The sequence below is a fragment of the Methylophaga sp. UBA2496 genome, from assembly GCF_002341635.1.
Taxonomy (GTDB): Bacteria; Pseudomonadota; Gammaproteobacteria; order Nitrosococcales; family Methylophagaceae; genus Methylophaga.
This window is the reverse complement of the sequence record NZ_DDOK01000005.1, coordinates 519,896-539,199: the sequence shown is the minus strand read 5'-3', so window position 1 is coordinate 539,199 and position 19,304 is coordinate 519,896. Positions and strand designations below refer to the sequence as shown.

19 protein-coding genes and 1 tRNA gene are annotated in these 19,304 nt (G+C 43.7%); 16 read left to right on the top strand and 4 right to left on the bottom strand.

Annotation, left to right across the window (positions count from 1 at the left end; translation table 11 throughout):
* The first annotated feature begins 10 nt into the window (after positions 1–10).
* The 4 genes from rimI to argF all read left to right on the top strand — a co-directional run bounded on the left by rimI (position 11) and on the right by argF (position 3,371).
* Complete coding sequence (gene rimI / locus B2W60_RS09640) at positions 11–466, top strand: ribosomal protein S18-alanine N-acetyltransferase (protein WP_292359350.1); 456 nt, start codon at positions 11–13, stop codon at positions 464–466.
* Between the two features lie 61 nt (positions 467–527).
* Complete coding sequence (gene sodB / locus B2W60_RS09635; protein WP_292359352.1) at positions 528–1,109, top strand: superoxide dismutase [Fe]; 582 nt, start codon at positions 528–530, stop codon at positions 1,107–1,109.
* Between the two features lie 164 nt (positions 1,110–1,273).
* Positions 1,274–2,473, top strand: a complete 1,200-nt coding sequence (locus B2W60_RS09630; protein ID WP_292359354.1) for an aspartate aminotransferase family protein — start codon at positions 1,274–1,276, stop codon at positions 2,471–2,473.
* Position 2,474: 1 nt separating this feature from the next.
* Entirely contained in the window at positions 2,475–3,371 is an 897-nt protein-coding gene (gene argF, locus B2W60_RS09625; RefSeq protein ID WP_292359356.1) for an ornithine carbamoyltransferase, read from the top strand.
* Positions 3,372–3,378: 7 nt separating this feature from the next.
* On the opposite strand, the gene murU is transcribed toward argF, so the two are convergent.
* Both murU and B2W60_RS09615 read right to left on the bottom strand, forming a co-directional pair.
* Positions 3,379–4,053, bottom strand: a complete 675-nt coding sequence (murU, locus tag B2W60_RS09620; protein WP_292359358.1) for an N-acetylmuramate alpha-1-phosphate uridylyltransferase MurU — start codon at positions 4,051–4,053, stop codon at positions 3,379–3,381.
* Positions 4,050–5,039: an aminoglycoside phosphotransferase family protein gene (locus B2W60_RS09615; RefSeq protein WP_292359360.1), complete on the bottom strand. Its 990-nt coding sequence runs from the start codon at positions 5,037–5,039 to the stop codon at positions 4,050–4,052. The genes murU and B2W60_RS09615 overlap by 4 nt, the downstream gene beginning before the upstream one ends.
* Before the next feature lie 162 nt (positions 5,040–5,201).
* Here B2W60_RS09615 and B2W60_RS09610 point away from each other — a divergent pair, with 162 nt between their 5' ends.
* Positions 5,202–5,606, top strand: coding sequence for a hypothetical protein (locus B2W60_RS09610; protein WP_292359362.1), 405 nt, complete (start codon positions 5,202–5,204; stop codon positions 5,604–5,606).
* 26 nt (positions 5,607–5,632) lie between these two features.
* Here the strand turns inward: B2W60_RS09610 and B2W60_RS09605 are convergent, their stop codons facing one another.
* Both B2W60_RS09605 and B2W60_RS09600 read right to left on the bottom strand, forming a co-directional pair.
* Complete coding sequence (locus B2W60_RS09605; RefSeq protein WP_292359363.1) at positions 5,633–6,226, bottom strand: Maf family protein; 594 nt, start codon at positions 6,224–6,226, stop codon at positions 5,633–5,635.
* An 8-nt stretch (positions 6,227–6,234) separates the two neighbouring features.
* Positions 6,235–7,869, bottom strand: coding sequence for an alpha-D-glucose phosphate-specific phosphoglucomutase (locus B2W60_RS09600; protein WP_292359365.1), 1,635 nt, complete (start codon positions 7,867–7,869; stop codon positions 6,235–6,237).
* A gap of 127 nt (positions 7,870–7,996) precedes the next feature.
* Here B2W60_RS09600 and B2W60_RS09595 point away from each other — a divergent pair, with 127 nt between their 5' ends.
* The 11 genes from B2W60_RS09595 (at position 7,997) to B2W60_RS09545 (ending at position 19,299) form a co-directional block, all read left to right on the top strand.
* Positions 7,997–8,869, top strand: a complete 873-nt coding sequence (locus tag B2W60_RS09595) for a cation diffusion facilitator family transporter (protein WP_292359367.1) — start codon at positions 7,997–7,999, stop codon at positions 8,867–8,869.
* Between the two features lie 40 nt (positions 8,870–8,909).
* On the top strand, positions 8,910–9,497 hold the full coding sequence (locus B2W60_RS09590) for a nuclease-related domain-containing protein (RefSeq protein WP_292363972.1): 588 nt from the start codon (positions 8,910–8,912) through the stop codon (positions 9,495–9,497).
* A gap of 2 nt (positions 9,498–9,499) precedes the next feature.
* Positions 9,500–10,423 carry a 5'-nucleotidase gene (locus B2W60_RS09585; RefSeq protein WP_292359370.1) on the top strand — a complete coding sequence of 308 codons (924 nt, stop codon included), beginning with the start codon at positions 9,500–9,502 and terminating at the stop codon, positions 10,421–10,423.
* Positions 10,420–11,865, top strand: a complete 1,446-nt coding sequence (locus B2W60_RS09580) for an HDOD domain-containing protein (protein WP_292359372.1) — start codon at positions 10,420–10,422, stop codon at positions 11,863–11,865. The genes B2W60_RS09585 and B2W60_RS09580 overlap by 4 nt, the downstream gene beginning before the upstream one ends.
* Before the next feature lie 67 nt (positions 11,866–11,932).
* Positions 11,933–12,017: transfer RNA gene (locus B2W60_RS09575), tRNA-Leu, on the top strand.
* Between the two features lie 64 nt (positions 12,018–12,081).
* On the top strand, positions 12,082–13,380 hold the full coding sequence (gene tig, locus B2W60_RS09570) for a trigger factor (protein WP_292359374.1): 1,299 nt from the start codon (positions 12,082–12,084) through the stop codon (positions 13,378–13,380).
* Between the two features lie 88 nt (positions 13,381–13,468).
* Entirely contained in the window at positions 13,469–14,104 is a 636-nt protein-coding gene (gene clpP / locus B2W60_RS09565; RefSeq protein WP_292359376.1) for an ATP-dependent Clp endopeptidase proteolytic subunit ClpP, read from the top strand.
* Positions 14,105–14,133: 29 nt separating this feature from the next.
* Positions 14,134–15,405 (top strand): ATP-dependent Clp protease ATP-binding subunit ClpX, encoded by a 1,272-nt coding sequence (gene clpX, locus B2W60_RS09560; RefSeq protein ID WP_292359378.1) that lies wholly within the window; start codon positions 14,134–14,136, stop codon positions 15,403–15,405.
* A 145-nt stretch (positions 15,406–15,550) separates the two neighbouring features.
* Positions 15,551–17,986 (top strand): endopeptidase La, encoded by a 2,436-nt coding sequence (gene lon, locus B2W60_RS09555; RefSeq protein WP_292359380.1) that lies wholly within the window; start codon positions 15,551–15,553, stop codon positions 17,984–17,986.
* A 27-nt stretch (positions 17,987–18,013) separates the two neighbouring features.
* A complete protein-coding gene (locus B2W60_RS09550; RefSeq protein WP_292363971.1) occupies positions 18,014–18,697 on the top strand; it encodes an SPOR domain-containing protein in 684 nt (227 codons plus the stop codon).
* A gap of 110 nt (positions 18,698–18,807) precedes the next feature.
* Positions 18,808–19,299: a CvpA family protein gene (locus B2W60_RS09545; RefSeq protein ID WP_292359383.1), complete on the top strand. Its 492-nt coding sequence runs from the start codon at positions 18,808–18,810 to the stop codon at positions 19,297–19,299.
* Positions 19,300–19,304 lie beyond the last annotated feature (5 nt).

Sequence of the window (19,304 nt, the reverse complement as noted above, 5' to 3'; positions counted from 1 at the left end):
GGTTAGTCAAATGCAATTGGCGGACATTGATAAAGTTTTTCATATTGAAAAGCTGGCAAACCGTTTTCCCTGGACAAAAGGCAATTTCGAAGATTGCCTGAAAAGCGGTTACCGAACCTTTCTTTATTCAGCTGATGATGAGTTGATTGGGTACAGCGTTGTACAATCGGTGCTGGATGAAGTGCATTTACTGAATATTTGTGTAACCCCCGCTCATCAGGGAAATGGTTATGGCAGAAAGATCCTGAGTCATATAATTGATGTTGCTGTGGAACAGTCTGCTGTAATTGTCGTGTTAGAAGTGCGAGCCAGTAATTTCAGGGCTCAACAACTTTATCTGTCGACAGGGTTTAATGAAATGTCAGTGCGCCGGGGGTACTATCCTGCCGAGCAGGGCCGGGAGGATGGTGTACTGATGGGTTTGGAACTTGGCATGTTATCTCAGCTTGGTCAAAGCTTGCTATAAGACATGCCCTCACATAAACTAACGTGTTTACGTTGGTTATTATCAATCAAGGAGATTTATTATGGCTTTTGAATTGCCACCACTTCCATATGCAAAAGATGCTCTGGAACCGCACATCTCTGCTGAGACGCTTGAATATCATTATGGTAAACATCATCAAACGTATGTTAATAACCTGAATAATCTGGTTCCTGGCACCGAATTTGAAGGTCAATCATTGGAAACCATTATCACTAAATCAAGTGGTGGTGTTTTCAATAATGCTGCACAGGTCTGGAATCACACTTTTTACTGGAACTGTCTGACACCTAATGGTAAAGACGCTGTTTCTGGTGACCTGGGCGCTGCAATTGATGCCAAGTTTGGTTCTTTTGCTGAGTTCAAAGAACAATTTACTAAATCAGCTACCACTAACTTCGGCTCCGGCTGGACATGGCTGGTAAAAAATGCGGATGGCAGCATTGAAATTGTGAATACAAGCAATGCGGGTTGTCCGCTGACGGCTGGCCAAATCCCCTTGCTGACTTGTGATGTTTGGGAACATGCTTATTATATTGATTACCGAAATGCCCGTCCTAAATACCTGGAATCATTCTGGACACTGGTAAATTGGGACTTTGTTGCAGCAAACTTTGCAGCATAAACTATAGAATCAGTCAGTAGTCTTATGACTACTGACTGATTCGTTATATAATTTACAGTTTTTAGAATATGGCAGTTTTCTTTTGAAACTGCCATTTTTCGTTTTAACCAGCAGAAATAACTGCTGACATTACGCCTTGAAATACAGGCAGGGAGTTAAATGCCATGACCGAATCTGTCATGCCTACTTATGGTCGTTTAGATATTTCTTTTGCTAAAGGGGAAGGTGCTTGGCTGACTGATACCCGCGGCGAGCGATATCTGGATGCATTAAGTGGTATTGCGGTTTGCAACCTTGGGCATTGTCACCCTGCAGTGACGCGTGCTATTTCTGAGCAGGCAGCAACCTTGATACATACCTCAAATATGTACCATATTGAAAAGCAGCAGTTATTGGCGGATAAGTTGACCCAGCTCTCCGGCATGGATCAGGTGTTTTTCTGCAATTCCGGTGCTGAGGCCAATGAAGCGGCTATCAAACTTGCACGTAAGTATGGTCATAGCAAAGGTATTGATAAGCCAGTCATTATAGTGATGGAAGGTAGTTTCCACGGTAGAACAATGGCCACGTTGACAGCCACAGGTAATGCCAAGGTTCAGGCCGGGTTTGAACCCTTAGTCCCCGGGTTTGTACGTGTCCCATATAATGATTTTGATGCAATTCGTATGGCGGTCAGTCACTGGCCTGAAGCGGTTGCGATTCTTGTCGAACCTGTACAGGGAGAAGGCGGCATCAAGGTTCCGGACAGTGAATATCTGTCTGCTATACGGGATTTATGTACACAACGTAAATTACTGATGATGCTCGATGAAGTGCAGACGGGTGTTGGCCGTACCGGTAAATGGTTTGCGTTTCAGCATAAGCAGGGGGTGTTACCGGATGTGATGACCTTGGCAAAAGGCCTGGGCAATGGTATGCCGGTGGGTGCTTGTTTAGTTGCGGGTCTGGCTAAAGGTGTTTTACAGGCTGGCAATCATGGCTCAACATTTGGCGGTAACCCGTTGGCCTGCAGTGCTGCAATAGCCGTACTGGATAGCATCGAGAAGCAGCATCTGCTGGACCATGTCAGCAGGCTTGGTGAGCAGATGCATCAGCACTTTAAACAACAGTTAGGTAAGACAGATGGTGTTAAGGATATTCGTCATTTGGGATTTATGTTTGGTATTGAATTAACGGTTCCGTGTGGTGACTTGGTCAAATTGGCTCTGCAGGAAAATATCCTGATTAATGTAACGGCGGAAAAAGTGATTCGTTTACTCCCACCATTGATTATTAATGCTCAGGAAGCTGAATTGATCGTGACTAAAGTCAGTCAGTTGGTCAAAGCTTTTTTAGCGACTCGCCCCATTGAGAGCGTAGCCTGATATGAGACATTTTCTGACGCTTAAAGATTTATCGCCGTCTGAATTGACCCAGTTGATTTCGCGGGCTTCTGAACTCAAAAAAATGCACCAGGCAGGTGAGATTTATCAGCCCTTAAAAAACAAAGTGCTGGCGATGATTTTTGAAAAATCATCAACCCGTACCCGGGTATCATTTGAGTCTGCCATGGTGCAGTTTGGTGGTGGTTCAATCTTTTTATCGCCGGATGATACGCAACTGGGTAGAGGCGAGCCGATTGAGGATTCTGCCAGGGTTATTTCCAGTATGGTTGATGCGGTCATGATCCGTACATTCGAGCACAGTAAAGTGGAAACTTTTGCCAAATTCTCGTCAGTACCGGTGATTAATGCGTTGACCGATGACTACCATCCATGCCAGTTATTGGCCGATATGCAGACCTATCAGGAACATCGGGGTGATATTCGTGGCAAAACCGTTACATGGATTGGTGATGGCAATAATATGTGTCATTCCTATATTAATGCCGCTCAACAGTTTGGTTTTAATCTGAATATTGCAACACCTGAAGGATATGAACCTAAAGCTTCTATTGTGAATGCAGTCAATGCCCGTATACGATTATTTAATGATCCACTTCAGGCTGCAAAACTGGCTGATTTAGTGGTGACCGATGTCTGGGCGAGTATGGGGCAGGAAGAAGAACAGCGTAAGCGAGAAGCCGCATTTTCGGCATTTCAGGTGGATAAAAACGTCATGCAACAAGCGACTTCAGATGCTTTGTTTATGCATTGTCTGCCTGCGCATCGAGGTGAAGAAGTCACTGCAGAAGTCATTGATGGACAACAAAGCGTTGTGTGGGATGAGGCGGAAAATCGCTTACATGCACAAAAAGCGTTGTTAGAGTTTCTCTGCGCCTAAGCTTCTGTTAAACATCAAGTTGCTTAGCCAGTGCGGTTAAACGCTCGACGGTTCCAATGTCTGACCACTCTCCTTGATAATATTGCCCCGTAACTTGTTTGCGGCTCATTGCTTCGACCAGTAATGGCTTCAGTGGAAGTTTGGCGACTTTATGACCGGCAAACATTTCCGGTCGATAAATGCCAATACCACTGAAAGTCAGTCTGGGGTCACCATCGATTTTCAATAGTCCTTCTGAGTCAAGATGAAAATCTCCGGACGGGTTATGTTGTGGATTCTTGACCATTATCAAATGGCACAACATGTGTTCAGCTAGAACCGACTCGTTCAATTGTTTAAATGGAAAATCCGTCCAGATATCGCCATTGACGACAAGAAACGGCTTATTGCCCAGCAGCGGCAACGCATGAATAATTCCTCCTGCTGTTTCCAGTCCACCCATGGATTCTGCTGAATACTCAAAGCGCGCCTGATAACGTTCACCATTACCCAAGACAGGTTCAAACTGTTCCCCCAGATGGGCATGGTTAATCACAATATCTTTGAAGCCGGCATTAACCAGTTTTTCAATCAGGTATTCGATTAAGCGTTTTGACCCTGCATGTAATAATGGTTTCGGAGTGTGATCAGTAAGCGGGCGAAGTCTCTCGCCACGCCCGGCTGCCAGAATCATGACTTTCATTTAATGGCCATTATTTTAGGTTGTTCGATAAGATATTGATAAAGATTTTGCAACTCAGGATAGCTTTTACAAACCTGATAAACATATTTTAATGTCAAGGCTAAGTCATTCATATAATTTGGTTTATTATCCCGATAATTCAAACGACAAAATATTCCCAATATTTTCAGGTGCCGTTGAAGCCCCATTAAATCAAACCAGCGCGGGAAAAGTAATGCTTGTTCAGCAGATAGCAAATCATGCTGCTGTGCCTGCTCAATGTAGTAAGACACCCACTTTTTTTGCTCAGCCTGAGGCCAGTGAATATAAACATCACGAAGCAAGGAGGCCAGGTCGTAGCTAATAGCTCCAATGACGGCATCCTGAAAATCAATTATCCCTGGGGGCTGATGCTGTAGATACATCAAATTTCTGGAATGAAAGTCCCGATGTACGATGACCTGTGGCTGAGTTAGGGCATTGTTTACTAAGAAATCGTATATAGATGCTAACCAGTCAGGAGGAGTTAACTGTAAATGTTTTTGCAGAAACCACTCATCAAATAGCCGCATCTCACGATATAACAAGGCTGAATCATATGTAGGTAATTGCTGATGATTACCAGGAATCTTCTGTAATTTAATCAGGCTATCAATGGCTTTTTTATAAAGCGCATCGGCTGTGGTTGCCGATAACTGAGAAAGATAGGGTGTGGAACCCAGATCGCTCAGGATAAGAAAACCGGAGTGCGTATCCTGCTGATAAATATGCGGGACATTCAGGCCATATTGTTCCAGTAATGTGGCCACTTTGATAAAAGCATGATTATCTTCATGCTCCGGAGGTGAATCCATAATGATCTGGCTGCTATCGTTTTGTCTCAGTCGGAAATAACGTCGAAAGCTGGCATCACTGGAGGCGGGCACTAAAGAATAATTTTTATCGGTTACAAAGTTTTGTAACCATTGTTGCAACTGTTGAAAGCGTATATCTTGTTTGTTGTTCATCTGGGATGTGCGTTATGAGTTTGAAAAATCAGACTGAAAAGCCTGATTACTGATTTGATTATGTCGGCAGATTGTAGCGTATTCACACACAATGGGATAATTTGCCTACTGTGCCAGTCCTAGTTTGGCACCAAAAAACTATAAATATCTGGAGAGGATGAAATGATTAAGCACTACCTGGCTGCTGGCTCACTGGCTGTCTTATGTTCAACAGTTTTGGCCGAAGAGTCTATGTTGACTCCGGGCGATATGCCACAGGAAGCAATTAATGAAATGACCAATAATATTACCGCCTACAATAAATGTATGATGGAGTCACGTTTAAAAACCAGTAAAAGCGGTAAAGACGCCACACAGAATGCTGATGAAATTCTTCAGTCATGTGAGCCTCGGCTGGATGAATTAAAGCAATTATTGACAGATAATAATGTTAATCCCGGACTCACAGAAGGCATGGCCAGAAACTTACGTTCAAAGGCTGCTCGCCAGTTAATGGGACAGGCAATGAATAATATGGCTGCCCAGGCTGCGGCCATGGAAAACGCTGAAAAAAACAAACAGCAATAATCCAGGTCCTGAAATCGCAACAAATCCTAAACGGACTGCTGCGCCAGCACATCGACACCTTCGTTGGCCAGCAGTTCAATTAACCGGATCAGCGGCAGTCCAATCAGGCTATTGGGATCCTGACCACGAAGCTCCTGAAACAGACTTATTCCAAAACCTTCTGATTTAAAACTGCCGGCACATTGATAGGGCTGTTCTGTCTGTAAATAAAAATCAATTTGTTCTGCCGTCAGATTTCTGAATATCACCTCATAATAATCTACCAAAGACTGCATATTGTCAGTTGCTGCGTTATACAAAGCCAGGCCGGTGATAAAGATAACCTTGTTTCCAGCAGCTGCACAAAGCTGTTCAGTGGCTTTGGTATGATTTCCGGGCTTGCCCATTATCTGCTTGTTTAAAACGGCAACCTGATCCGAACCAATAATCAGGCTGTCTGGATAATGTTCTGCAATTTTACGGGCTTTGGCTTCCGCCAAACGTTTTACCAGTTGTTCGGGATTTTCATTGGCTAGCGGGCTTTCATCAATATCCGGTGATACAGTAATGAATTTCAAATGTAATTTAGCCAGCAGTTCAGCCCGAAAAGGCGAGCTGGAACCTAAAATCAATGTTTGCATGAATAAACCTAAGTAATAACAGTCGGCGCATTACGGCCTGTAAGTAATTTAATACCCGCTAAGCTATCGGCCAGATCAATGAGATCTTGCAGTCTTGTCTGGGTATCTGCAAACAATTTATCGGGATTATCTTCAATCGCTTCAATATAGACCCTTAATGTTGCGCCTTGTGTACCGGTACCGGAAAGTCTGAAAATAATACGACAACCATCGGTAAATCCAATACGAATGCCCTGATTTTCAGCAATGCTGTTATCCACCGGATCGTGATAACCGAAATTATCAGCATATTTCACGATATATCCGTTCATGTTTTGTCCCGGCAGTTGTGGCAGTTGCAGTTGCAATCTTTCAATTAACTGATTCGCTTTATTGGTGGGGATTTCTTCATAATCATGGCGAGTGTAATAATTACGGCCATATTTCTGCCAATGCTGGCGCACAATATCCATTACCGATTGCTGTCTGACTGCCAGAATGTTCAGCCAGAATAATACCGCCCATAGACCATCTTTTTCACGAATGTGATTTGACCCGGTTCCAAAGCTTTCCTCACCACACAATGTTGCCAGATTTGCATCAAGCAGGTTTCCAAAAAACTTCCAGCCTGTCGGGGTTTCATGCAACGGAATATTCAGCGATTTTGCGACTTTATCTGCAGCCTGACTGGTCGGCATTGATCGGGCGATACCTTTGAGTCCTTCCTGATAAGCGGGAACGAGATCTGCATTCGCTGCCATAATAGCCAGACTGTCTGAAGGTGTGACAAATATTCCATGGCCAAGAATCATGTTTCGGTCGCCGTCACCATCTGATGCTGCACCGAAATCCGGACCATTTTCGGCGAATAATTCTGCCACCAACTCAGGTGCATAGGTAAGATTAGGATCTGGATGGCCGCCGGCAAAATCAGCTTGTGGGATACCATTAATCACTGTACCAACTTCTGCGCCCAGGCGTTTTTCGAGGATTTCTTTTGCATATGGTCCGGTAATGGCATGCATCGCATCAAAACGCATTTGAAAGCGGCCGTTACACAGCAATGCACGAATTGCCGGAAAATCGAAAATATTGGCCATCATCTCAGCATAATCAGTAACCGGATCGATGATATCGATCTGCATATCCTGTAGATACTGGGTTCCTATATCAGACAAAGAAATGTCCTCACATTCGAAAATACGATAGGAAGAAATTTTCTGACTTAGCTGATAGATAGCTTCTGTAATACTTTCCGGCGCTGGGCCACCATTTCGAATATTGAATTTGATACCAAAATCACCCTCCGGACCTGCAGGATTATGGCTGGCCGAGAGGATAACCCCGCCAAAAGCCTGATATTTTCGAATAATGCACGATGCTGCCGGAGTTGAAAGCAGACCATGCTGACCGATAATCAATCGTTTGAAACCATTGACTACTGCCATTTTCACAATGGTTTGAATCGCTGTTTCGTTGTAAAAACGACCATCGCCGCCGATGACCAGGGTTTGATTCCTGGTGTTCCCAATGGCATCAAACATCGCCTGTACAAAGTTTTCCAGATAATGTTCCTGCTGGAATACCTTAACTCGCTTACGCAGACCTGATGTGCCAGGACGTTGATCAGTAAACGGCTGACTGGTGATGTTGATGATCGGCATGATATTTCTTTCCTGAAAAGGCAGTTAATCTGTTGGTAAATGCAGTTCATTACCGCTTTGCACAAAGGTTGGGTCTCACTATACTGACAACATGTTACGGTCTCAACAATTCAATAATGCAGCGCTCATGCGTATCGCAAGCTACGCTTCAGTTGTCACTGCATTATTGCTGATTACAGCCAAGCTTATTGCCTGGTATAGTTCGGATTCCATCAGCATTCTGGCAAGCCTTATTGATTCCAGTCTCGACTTGCTGGCATCGCTCGTGAATTTGCTGGCTATCCGGCACGCCTTGCAGCCGGCCGATAAAGAACATCGTTTTGGTCACGGTAAAGCAGAACCTCTGGCGGCGTTAGGCCAATCAATGTTTATTGCTGGTTCAGCAATTATGTTGTTGTTTCAGGCAAGTGGCAGGTTGGTCAATCCTCAGCCTCTGACATCTGGAATAGAATTCGGTGTGGCGGTAATGGTCATTTCGATGATTGCTACTATTGGGTTATTAATGCTTCAGCGTTATGTCATCGCCAAAACCAATTCATCAGCCATTCGTGCGGATTCATTACATTACAAGTCAGATCTGTTGGTCAATTTCAGCGTGATCATTGCTTTGTTATTAACGCAGTTCGGCTTGCTCTGGTTCGACCCATTAATGGCGGTAATGATTGCCATGTATGTCTTGTTCAGTGCATGGAAAATTCTCAGGGATGCCATTGATTTATTGATGGATCATGAAATCTCTGAGGCTGAGCGGCAACAGATAATACAATTGGTATTTACGCATCCCCAAGCCAAAGGTCTGCATGATTTAAGGACCAGACGTTCAGGCACGACGGTTTTTATTCAGTTGCATCTGGAATTGGATCCTGAGCTGAGTTTACAGGAAGCGCATAATGTCAGTGATAAAGTGAGTCGCGAAATTCGTGGGTTATTTGATGATGCCGAAATCATTATTCATCAGGACCCGCAAAACGATAAGGCAAATGCACAAAGCCTCATCTGAACGCCGTATAATGTCTGAAAAATTTAGGAGTGGTACTCGTTTGCTTGAAGAATTTTCTATAGAAACGGCCGGTGCACTGGGCGTATTTGTTATATTCGTTATCTGGTTATTCTATCGGCATTTTGTTCGGAAAAGTCATTCAGAGATTCAGATTGAGCAAGTGTTAAAACCCTATAAACAGGACGAACTTAAGAATTTGGTCCTGCCGGATGGATTAGGCGGTTTGCTGGAAATTGAAAAGCTTTTTCTGTTGGAACAAGGCATATTGATTCTGCGTGATTACCCGATAAGTGGTCACCTGTTCGGGGCCGAAAAAATTGAGGAATGGACGCAAATTGTCGACGGTCGGAGTTATAAGTTTACCAATCCGTTGCATCATCTCGAAAATGCTCGTCAGGCTGTCCGTTCGATAATCCCCAAAATGCCGGTGTTCTGTCATGTGGTTTTTACCGCTGACAGTGATTTTCCTAAAGGCAAACCGGCATCGGTATCTGTACTGACCAGTTTTGAACAGGATATGCAAAGATTATTTAACAGCCCGAAGTTACCAGCTGAAGCCAGAGAAAAAATGTGGAATGTCATTAAACAGAATGCTCATTTAGATGCTCAATCATTAATCAGGGAGTAAACGTGGAAACGCCGACAAAACCATTGGTGGTGGCTATTTCATCGCGTGCATTGTTTGATTTGGATGAAAGCCATCGAATTTACGAGGAGCAGGGTACTGAAGCCTATTGCCAGTTTCAGATTGAAAATGAGGATGTGCCATTATCTCCGGGTGGTGCGTTTAATCTGGTGAAGAAGTTACTGGCTTTAAATGATAATAATCCCAATACTCCACGTGTTGAGATCATCTTGTTATCACGTAACAGTGCCGATACCGGCCTAAGAGTGTTCAACTCGATCCAACACCATAAATTAGCCATTATCCGTGCTGTGTTTACCTCTGGTAGCAGTCCTTATAGATATGTAGCACCGTTCAGTGCCAACCTGTTTTTATCCACTAGTCCTGAAGATGTTCGTATGGCGCTTGAAGCGGGTATCGCTGCTGCGACAATATTGCCATCCAATCTGGGGAATAACTCTGAATCCGAGCAACTTCGTATTGCCTTCGATGGGGATGCAGTTTTATTTTCGGATGAGTCCGAGCGGATATTTAAAGAGCGTGGACTGGAAGCTTTTACTCAGAACGAGCAGCAAACGGCCCGTCAGGCATTATCGGGTGGCCCGTTTAAAGACTTTTTAATGGCATTGAATCAGATCCAGACGCAATATCCGGAAAACAGCTCACCGATTCGCACCGCACTGGTAACAGCTCGTTCTGCGCCCGCTCATGAAAGGGTAATCCGTACCTTACGTGAATGGGGGATTCGAATTGATGAAGCTATTTTTCTGGGAGGTATGGAGAAAGGTCCGTTTTTGAAATCATTTGGTGCCGATATCTTTTTTGATGATCAGGAACGTCACTGTATTTCTGCAAGAGATCATGTTGCTACCGGCCATGTTCCACATGGCATCGCTAATCAGCTGGTTGCGAAAGAAGACAGCGAATGACACTGACGCCAATACCTGTCGCAGCTCAACGGTTTATCCGTCAACTGACGGATAAGCATATGCCGGTATTTCCCAATACCATGCTGGAAATCAATCAAATTCTGGAACAGGAAGACAGTGCCGCGGTCGATGTGGCACAGGTTATTTTGCGTGATGCGGCTTTGACCGGGCGTTTATTAAAAATGGCCAACAGTGTGTATTACAATCCGCAAGGTCATCACATTAATACCGTTTCCAGAGCCTTAATGCTGCTAGGTTTTGAGCAGGTCAAAGTGTTGGCACTGACACTGGTGTTAATTGATTCATTAAAAGCCAGTAAACGACATGAAAAAGTATTGAAGGAAATGGCTATATCTCTGCACGCTGCTGTGCAGGCACAAAATATGGCGACGCTTTGTAAATCGGAAATGCCGGAAGATATTTTCATTGCCGCGTTATTGTCACGTTTGGGACATCTGACGTTTTGGGCCTTTGCGGATGAAAAAACCGTCACAGCATTTGAACAAACCGAATCAAATGTATCCGCCCAAACAGAAACCTTAGGATACACCCTGAATCAACTCACACAGGGACTGGCGGAAGCCTGGGCATTAAATGACTTATTAATTGAAAGTTTTCGCCCTCATGTAAAGACCGAAGCGGTAAAGATCATTCGTTACGCGGGGCAATTGGCAATTGATACCAGAAAATCATGGAATGTCAGTAAGTTAGCGCCATGGTTTGACGGTGTCGCGGAGCTGACTCACAGTAAAACTGAAACAGTAAAACCAACTGTCTATGCCAGTGCCCTGGCTGCCCAGCAATTACTTAACCTGACCGGTATAGAGCGTGCACATGGATTGATCCCTTTGCCTGATGAAGTCCAGGCCGAAGGGGAGTCAGAGAACTTCATCAGTGACGTTGAACTTACAGCCATTTATCAGGTACCGGACCAATCTATCCAGCTACGCATTCTGCAGGATATTTCGCAAGCGATTCAGGAGCATAGGGGAATTAATCAGATACTTGAAATGGTGATGGAAGGTATTTATCGTGGTACAGGCATGGATCGCGTGATTTTTGCGGTGATATCAGCGGATAAAAGCCGGCTGAATTGTCGTTATGCTCTTGGCAACCAGGATGAACAATTCTGTGAGTTGTTTCAGATAGACATTCAGAGTAAACCGTCAATATTTAGTGATTTACTGTCTGCAGAAGATGCTTTGTTGGTCGATTCATCACAGCAGAATGCGTTAAAAAAACTGCAAACAGAAAGTAAAGATTTATTAAGTGTCAACGCAGTCCTGGCAATGCCATTAAAAAAAGCCAATAAACCCGTGGGGTTATTTCTGGCTGACAGACAGGCATCCGGCAGGGAATTAGATCGACAGGATCTTATCGCTTTTCGCCAGTTTTGCCAGCAAGCAGCCCTGGCATTCGCATTTTTGACAATACAAGGCTAGTTTTGGTCAGTTTATCTGGCTATAATGGCCGACTTAATTAGATATGTAAGCATATCTGTAACGATTTGCGAGAGTGGCGGAATTGGTAGACGCGCTGGATTTAGGTTCCAGTAGGGTAACCTGTGAGAGTTCGAGTCTCTCCTCTCGTACCATTTACAATTGTCGGCGCTAAAATGTCTGACGATGCGCTTAATCCCCGTGTTTGAGGTTTAAAGAATGCAAGTAACTGTAGAAAATGTCAGCGAACTCGGTCGTAAAATGACCATCACTGTGGAAGATGCGAATATTGAACAAGCCGTTCAACAACGTTTGTCATCTATCCGTCCATCAGTTCGGATGGCTGGTTTCCGTCCCGGCAAAGTTCCGATGAAAATGCTGGTTAAAACGCATGGTCCCTCAGCACGTCGCGAAGTGATTGATCAAATAGTCCAGGACAGCATGCGTGAAGCGTTCACTCAAGAAAATGTCAATCCTGCCAGTCCACCTCATATCGACAGCATGAAAGAAGAAGAAACAGCGTTAATCTACACGTTGAATTATGAAATCTTTCCTGAACTTGAAGCTGTAAAGCTGGATGACATCAAGCTGGAAAAAACCGTTGCTGCAGTCACAGATGAAGATGTCGATAAAATGCTTGAAACCTTGCGCGAGCAGCGCATGACTTGGGATCCCCTCAAACGTGCAGCCAAAGAAGAAGATGGCGTGACCATTGATTTTATCGGCAGTATTGATGGTGAAGAATTCCAGGGCGGTAAAGGTCAGGATGTATTAGTCGTTATTGGCAATGGCAGCATGTTGCCTGAATTCGAGCAACAACTCGTAGGTGTGAAACAGGATCAACAGCTGACTATTTCAATGACTTTCCCTGATGACTATCGTGCAGAACATTTACGTGGTAAAAAAGCGGATTTTGCTGTTACGGTTAAACAGGTTGCCAAGAAAAAACTGCCTAAATTAGACAAAGAATTTGCAGAGATGTGTGGTGTTGACGGTGGCATTGCTGCATTGAAAAAAGAAGTTCGTTCAAATATGGAACGTGAACTTGCCGGTGCATTGAAAAATGTGAACAAGCGCAAAGCGATGGATAGCGTAGCAGCGAATAATGAAGTTGCTTTGCCGGAAGCTCCGGTAGAACGTGAAGCCAATTATTTGATGGAACAAGCAAAAAATAATTTACGTAACCAGGGTGTGAACGTTGAAGGTTTACCTTTTGAGCTGAGCAACTTCAAGGAAAATGCAGAAAAACGTGTCAAACTCAGCCTGCTGATCGGTAAGATAATTTCCGATAACAAAATTCAACCTGAAGAAAAACGGGTTCGCGAAGCAATTGAAGCGATTGCCGCCAGTTATGAAGATCCAGAAGACGTTATGAATTACTACATGACCAATCAGGATAAATTATCTGAAATCCAGATGATGGTTGTTGAAGACGCCGTAGTTGAATGGATTTACGATCATGTTACAGTTGAAGAAAAAGCATCTTCCTTTTCAGAAGTGATGAATGCTGTAGCCTAAAGGCACAAGCACGTTTTTTACAAAGACAGCCCGTGCTCAAACTTTTGGGCACGGGTTATTTTTTATTTGGCATGAAAACAGGACCGCTATGAGCAATATATTTTCTGAGCATCTCAATCCAGTTCAAAATGCATTGGTTCCAATCGTCGTTGAGCAGACTTCACGTGGTGAACGTTCCTACGATATTTATTCCCGGCTGCTGAAAGAACGTATTATTTTTTTAGTGGGTCAGGTGGAAGACCATATGGCGAATTTGATTGTCGCCCAGATGTTATTCCTCGAATCTGAAAACCCTGATAAAGACATTCACCTTTATATCAATTCTCCAGGTGGTGCTGTGACCGCTGGTCTGGCAATTTATGACACAATGCAGTTTATCAAACCGCAGGTCAGCACGTTATGCATCGGTCAAGCGGCCAGTATGGGCGCTTTACTCTTAACGGCCGGAGCCAAAGGCAAACGTTTTGCATTACCAAATTCACGCATTATGGTGCATCAGCCGTTAGGCGGTTTTCAGGGACAGGCATCGGATATTGATATCCATGCCAAGGAAATTTTAAGTATTCGTGATCGATTAAATGGAATTATGGCCCATCACACTGGTCAAGATATTGAGAAAATTGAACGTGATACTGATCGTGATAACTTCATGAATGGTGAACAGGCAGCAGAATATGGTTTAATTGATGCTGTAATGAATAGCCGACCTGCAGAGAAATCTTGAGCAATCACAAAAGTTAGGAAAGTAGAGCGATGAGCGACGACAAAAAAAACGACGACAAATTACTTTACTGTTCATTCTGCGGTAAAAGTCAGCATGAAGTAAAAAAATTGATCGCTGGCCCTTCGGTATTCGTCTGTGATGAATGTGTTGAGCTTTGCAACGATATTATTCGGGAAGAGTTACAAGAAAAAACCGATGAAAAAGCGGATTCCAGACTACCATCTCCTCATGAAATTGATTCGGCACTTAATAACTATGTTATCGGCCAGGTCAAAGCAAAACGGGTGTTATCAGTAGCGGTTTATAACCATTACAAACGTTTGCGTCATGGTACTAAAAATGATGATGTGGAATTATCCAAAAGCAACATTCTGCTGATAGGGCCAACCGGTAGCGGTAAAACCTTACTGGCTGAGACGCTTGCCAGACAATTGAATGTACCCTTCACTATGGCCGACGCAACAACATTGACCGAAGCTGGCTACGTTGGTGAAGACGTTGAAAACATTATTCAGAAATTACTGCAAAAATGTGATTACGATGTTGAAAAAGCTGAAACAGGAATCGTTTATATTGATGAAATTGATAAGATTTCAAAAAAATCAGACAATCCATCAATAACGCGTGATGTATCTGGTGAGGGCGTTCAGCAGGCATTGTTGAAATTGATTGAAGGTACGATCGCTTCTGTTCCTCCTCAAGGCGGCCGAAAACATCCTCAACAGGAGTTTTTGCAAGTTGATACCAGCAAAATTCTGTTTATTTGTGGTGGTGCCTTTGCTGGGTTGGACAAAGTTATCCGCAACCGTACTCACAAAGGTGGTATTGGTTTTTCTGCCGATGTTAAAAGTGTCGATACCAATTCGCCTTCAAGTGAGGCATTACGTGTAGTAGAGCCAGAAGATTTAATTCAGTATGGCTTGATACCGGAATTTGTAGGCCGACTGCCGGTAGTTGCCACGCTTGAAGAACTTGATGAGGCCGCTTTGGTACAGATTTTAACTGAGCCTAAAAATGCATTAACCAAACAATATGAAAAATTGTTTGAACTTGAAAATTGTGAATTAGAGTTCAGGGCGGATGCTTTACGGGCGATTGCTCGCAAAGCCATGGAGCGTAAGACCGGTGCTCGTGGTTTGCGTTCAATTATTGAAAATGTATTGCTGGATACTATGTTTGACCTGCCGTCTTTGGATAACGTCACCAAAGTGGTGGTTGATGAAAGTGTTATCAATGGTGAAAACACGCCTATTTTGATTTATGAAGATCAACCCGCTGATCTCGCTTCAGGTGATAAATAGTTCCTACCTGATTGATCTTTAAACACTTCGGCTGATTTTAACGCGTCCGGTTTCTCCGGACGCTTGATTTCTTTATGCCTGTCCCCATATTGTTTTCACGAACACGATAACCGTGTCTGTTGACTCCCTAAAGAGGTCTGCATTGATGGAAAAAGAATTTGAAGCTACATCAACTGATGACAATGCATTGCAAAAAGTGCCTGTATTGCCACTACGTGATGTTGTTGTATATCCGCATATGGTTATTCCTTTATTTGTTGGACGAGAAAAATCCATCAAAGCACTGGAACACGCTACGGATGAAAATAAACAAATCCTGCTGGTAGCCCAAAAAGATTCTGGCGAAGATTCTCCTGCGCCAGAAAATCTGTATGAAACAGGAACCCTTGCCAATATTCTGCAGTTATTAAAGTTACCGGATGGCACAGTAAAAGTATTGGTTGAAGGTACACAACGCGCTAAAGTTGCTTTATACGACAATACCAATGCTTTTTGCGAAGCTGAAGTTGCCAGTTTTATTGATGAGCATCCTGATCAGCGTGAAGCTGATGTATTAATGCGGACACTGCTGGGACAGTTTGAGCAGTACGTTAAACTCAATAAGAAAATTCCACCTGAAGTGATTGCTTCTTTATCCAGCATTGAAGATCTGGCTCGTATGGCAGATACCGTTGCTGCGCATATGACGCTCAAGCTTGAAGACAAACAGCTTTTACTTGAAATGTCTGACGTCAAAGACCGAATTGAAAAGTTGATGGCATTCCTGGAATCGGAAATCGATATCCAGCAAATCGAAAAACGTATTCGTAACCGTGTTAAAAAACAGATGGAGAAAAGCCAGCGCGAGTACTATCTGAACGAACAACTTAAAGCGGTTCAGAAAGAACTTGGTGAACTGGATGACAGTGGCAACGAAGTTGAAGAACTAGCGGAAAAAATTGCGGCGGCGGGTATGAGTACAGAGGCTCGTGATAAAGCTGAGTCTGAACTGAAAAAATTGAAAATGATGTCGCCAATGTCTGCAGAAGCAACAGTGGTTCGAAACTACATTGAATATTTACTTGAGGTACCGTGGAAAAAACGCTCACGGGTGACGCTGGATCTGGACCATGCACAGCAGGTTCTGGATGAAGATCACTATGGACTGGAAAAAGTTAAAGAACGCATTATTGAATACCTCGCGGTACAGAAACGTGTTAAAAAGCTGAAAGGTCCTATTCTTTGTCTGGTTGGACCTCCAGGGGTCGGTAAAACCTCTATTGCGCAATCTATTGCCCGTTCGACTAATCGTAAATTCAGCCGCATGGCATTGGGTGGTGTGCGCGATGAAGCGGAAATTCGTGGTCACCGCCGTACTTACATTGGCTCTATGCCGGGTAAAGTGATTCAGAATATTTCCAAAACAGGTGTACGTAATCCACTGTTTTTATTGGATGAAATCGACAAAATGGCTCAGGATTTCCGTGGTGATCCGGCTTCTGCCTTATTGGAAGTGCTTGATCCTGAGCAAAACTCAACATTTGCCGATCACTATCTTGAAGTCGAATATGATTTGTCGGATGTAATGTTTGTCTGTACTGCAAATACATTGAATATTCCGGATGCACTGCGTGATCGAATGGAAATAATTCGTCTTGCAGGGTATACCGAAGATGAAAAATTGAATATCGCATTGCAGTATTTGTTGCCAAAAGCGATAAAAGACAATGGTCTGAAAGCGAATGAGATTGAAATTACCTCTGATGCAGTGATGGAAATCATTCGGCGTTATACACGTGAAGCAGGTGTGCGTAATCTGCAACGTGAAATTTCGAAGATCTGTCGCAAATTAGTTAAGCAAATCCTCAGTGAATCACCAACCGAGAAGGTTGTTGTGACAGCAGATAATCTGGAAGACTATTTAGGCGTCTATCATTATCAGTATGGTGTTGCTGAAGAAGATGATCGCATTGGACAGGTCACTGGTCTGGCCTGGACCGAAGTGGGTGGTGAGTTACTGACTATCGAATCGGCGGTAATGCCGGGTAAAGGCAAAGCCAGCTATACAGGTAAACTGGGTGATGTGATGCAGGAATCCATTCAGGCGGCTACCACCGTTGTTCGTTCTCGGGCAGTAGAGTGGGGCATTGCCGAGGATTATCTGCAAAGTCACGATTTACATATTCATGTACCCGAAGGTGCGACACCAAAAGATGGCCCAAGCGCAGGTATTGGTATGTGTACTGCACTGGTTTCAGCGATAACCGGTATACCGGTTAAATCCAATGTGGCCATGACAGGCGAGATCACGTTGCGTGGCGAGGTGTTGGCCATTGGTGGTTTGAAAGAGAAATTGCTGGCCGCACATCGTGGTGGCATTGATACCGTTCTGATTCCTAAAGATAATGTGAAGGACTTACGGGAAATTCCGGATAATGTAAAATCCGGGCTGGAGATTATTCCTGTACGCTGGATTAATGAAGTATTGGAAAAAGCCTTGCAGCATATGCCAACCAAGGTATTACCTACTCCGGATACTGCGACTGTAATGCCACCAGATCAGGCCAGTTTTCACGAAGTCAATACACAAAACCGGCATTAACCTGTTTAAAGCGAGCAACGGAGATTTATGATGACTCAAAAACAACAACAGCGTTTAATCGGGACGCTTTTGCTTGTCTTTTTCATCGCCGTGCTCGCTTATATCGTTTTATCTAAAGTCAGTCAGACAGAATCAGGGAGGCAAGTTCAAGAAGAAGAGCCGATTCAGTTTTCTTCGGTGATTGAAGCATTACAGGAAGAAACTGATGATGAATCCCTGATGGGAGATGAGACTTCTCTAGCTGAAGAAGCTTTTGTTGATATTGGTTCTGCTGATACAGAGAATATTCCTCAATCTTCCGTATCTGATAAGCCGGTAGAAACCGATTCTTCAACAGAAAAAACGCCAGAACCAGAAATTATTTCAGAAAAACCGGCTCCTGCTCCTAAACCAGAACCCGAACCTGTTGCTGAGACGCCCGAACCGTCTCCGCCACCAGTGAGCCAACCTGAACCTTCCACATCAGCTGACTCAGCTTCACGATGGATTCTTCAATTGGGTAGTTTTTCGGTAGAAGCCAATGCAACCAGCCTGAAAAAGCAGTTGGAAGATATTGGATATAAACCGATGATTGAACAAACCCGGTCAGGAGAGACTGTAATCTACCGTGTCAGGCTTCAACCAGATGCTGATAGAGCTACTTTGGAACGAACCGCGGCTTCAATTCGTGAACAATTGAATTTGAATACCCAGATATTTCCTTATCCATGATGAATTCTTTGGTCATCTTTTTGTAATCGGATAAGCGTAAATATATTGGGTTAGCTTTCGCAATTCTGATAAAATTCTCTTTTTAACACGCTGCTCGATGCGGAGTCATAATGAACTGGGTAGATTATTTAATAATCGGCATTATTTTGATTTCGTCGGGCATCAGTATCGTTCGTGGATTTATAAAAGAAGTACTTTCATTAATCAGCTGGATAGTGGCGATTTGGGTCGCCTTTATGTTTTATGCAAATTTCGCCAGCTTGTTAACGCCCTATATCGATACAGTTACCATACGTTTATTTATCGCTTTTTTTGTCTTATTTGTTGTCACATTAATACTCGGTGCCCTGGTTAATCATTTGATTTCACAATTGGTTGAAAAAACAGGGCTTAGCGGTACAGACCGGGCACTCGGGGTGATTTTCGGTATTCTTAGAGGTGTTGCAATCGTTACACTTTTGGTGTTGGTTGCAGGTGTAACACCCATGCCATCAGATAGTTGGTGGCAAAACTCATTATTGTTACAACACTTTGAAGATCTGGCGGTTTGGGTCAAGCAGCTGTTACCGGCTGATGTTGCTGAACACGTTAACTTCAACTAATCCTG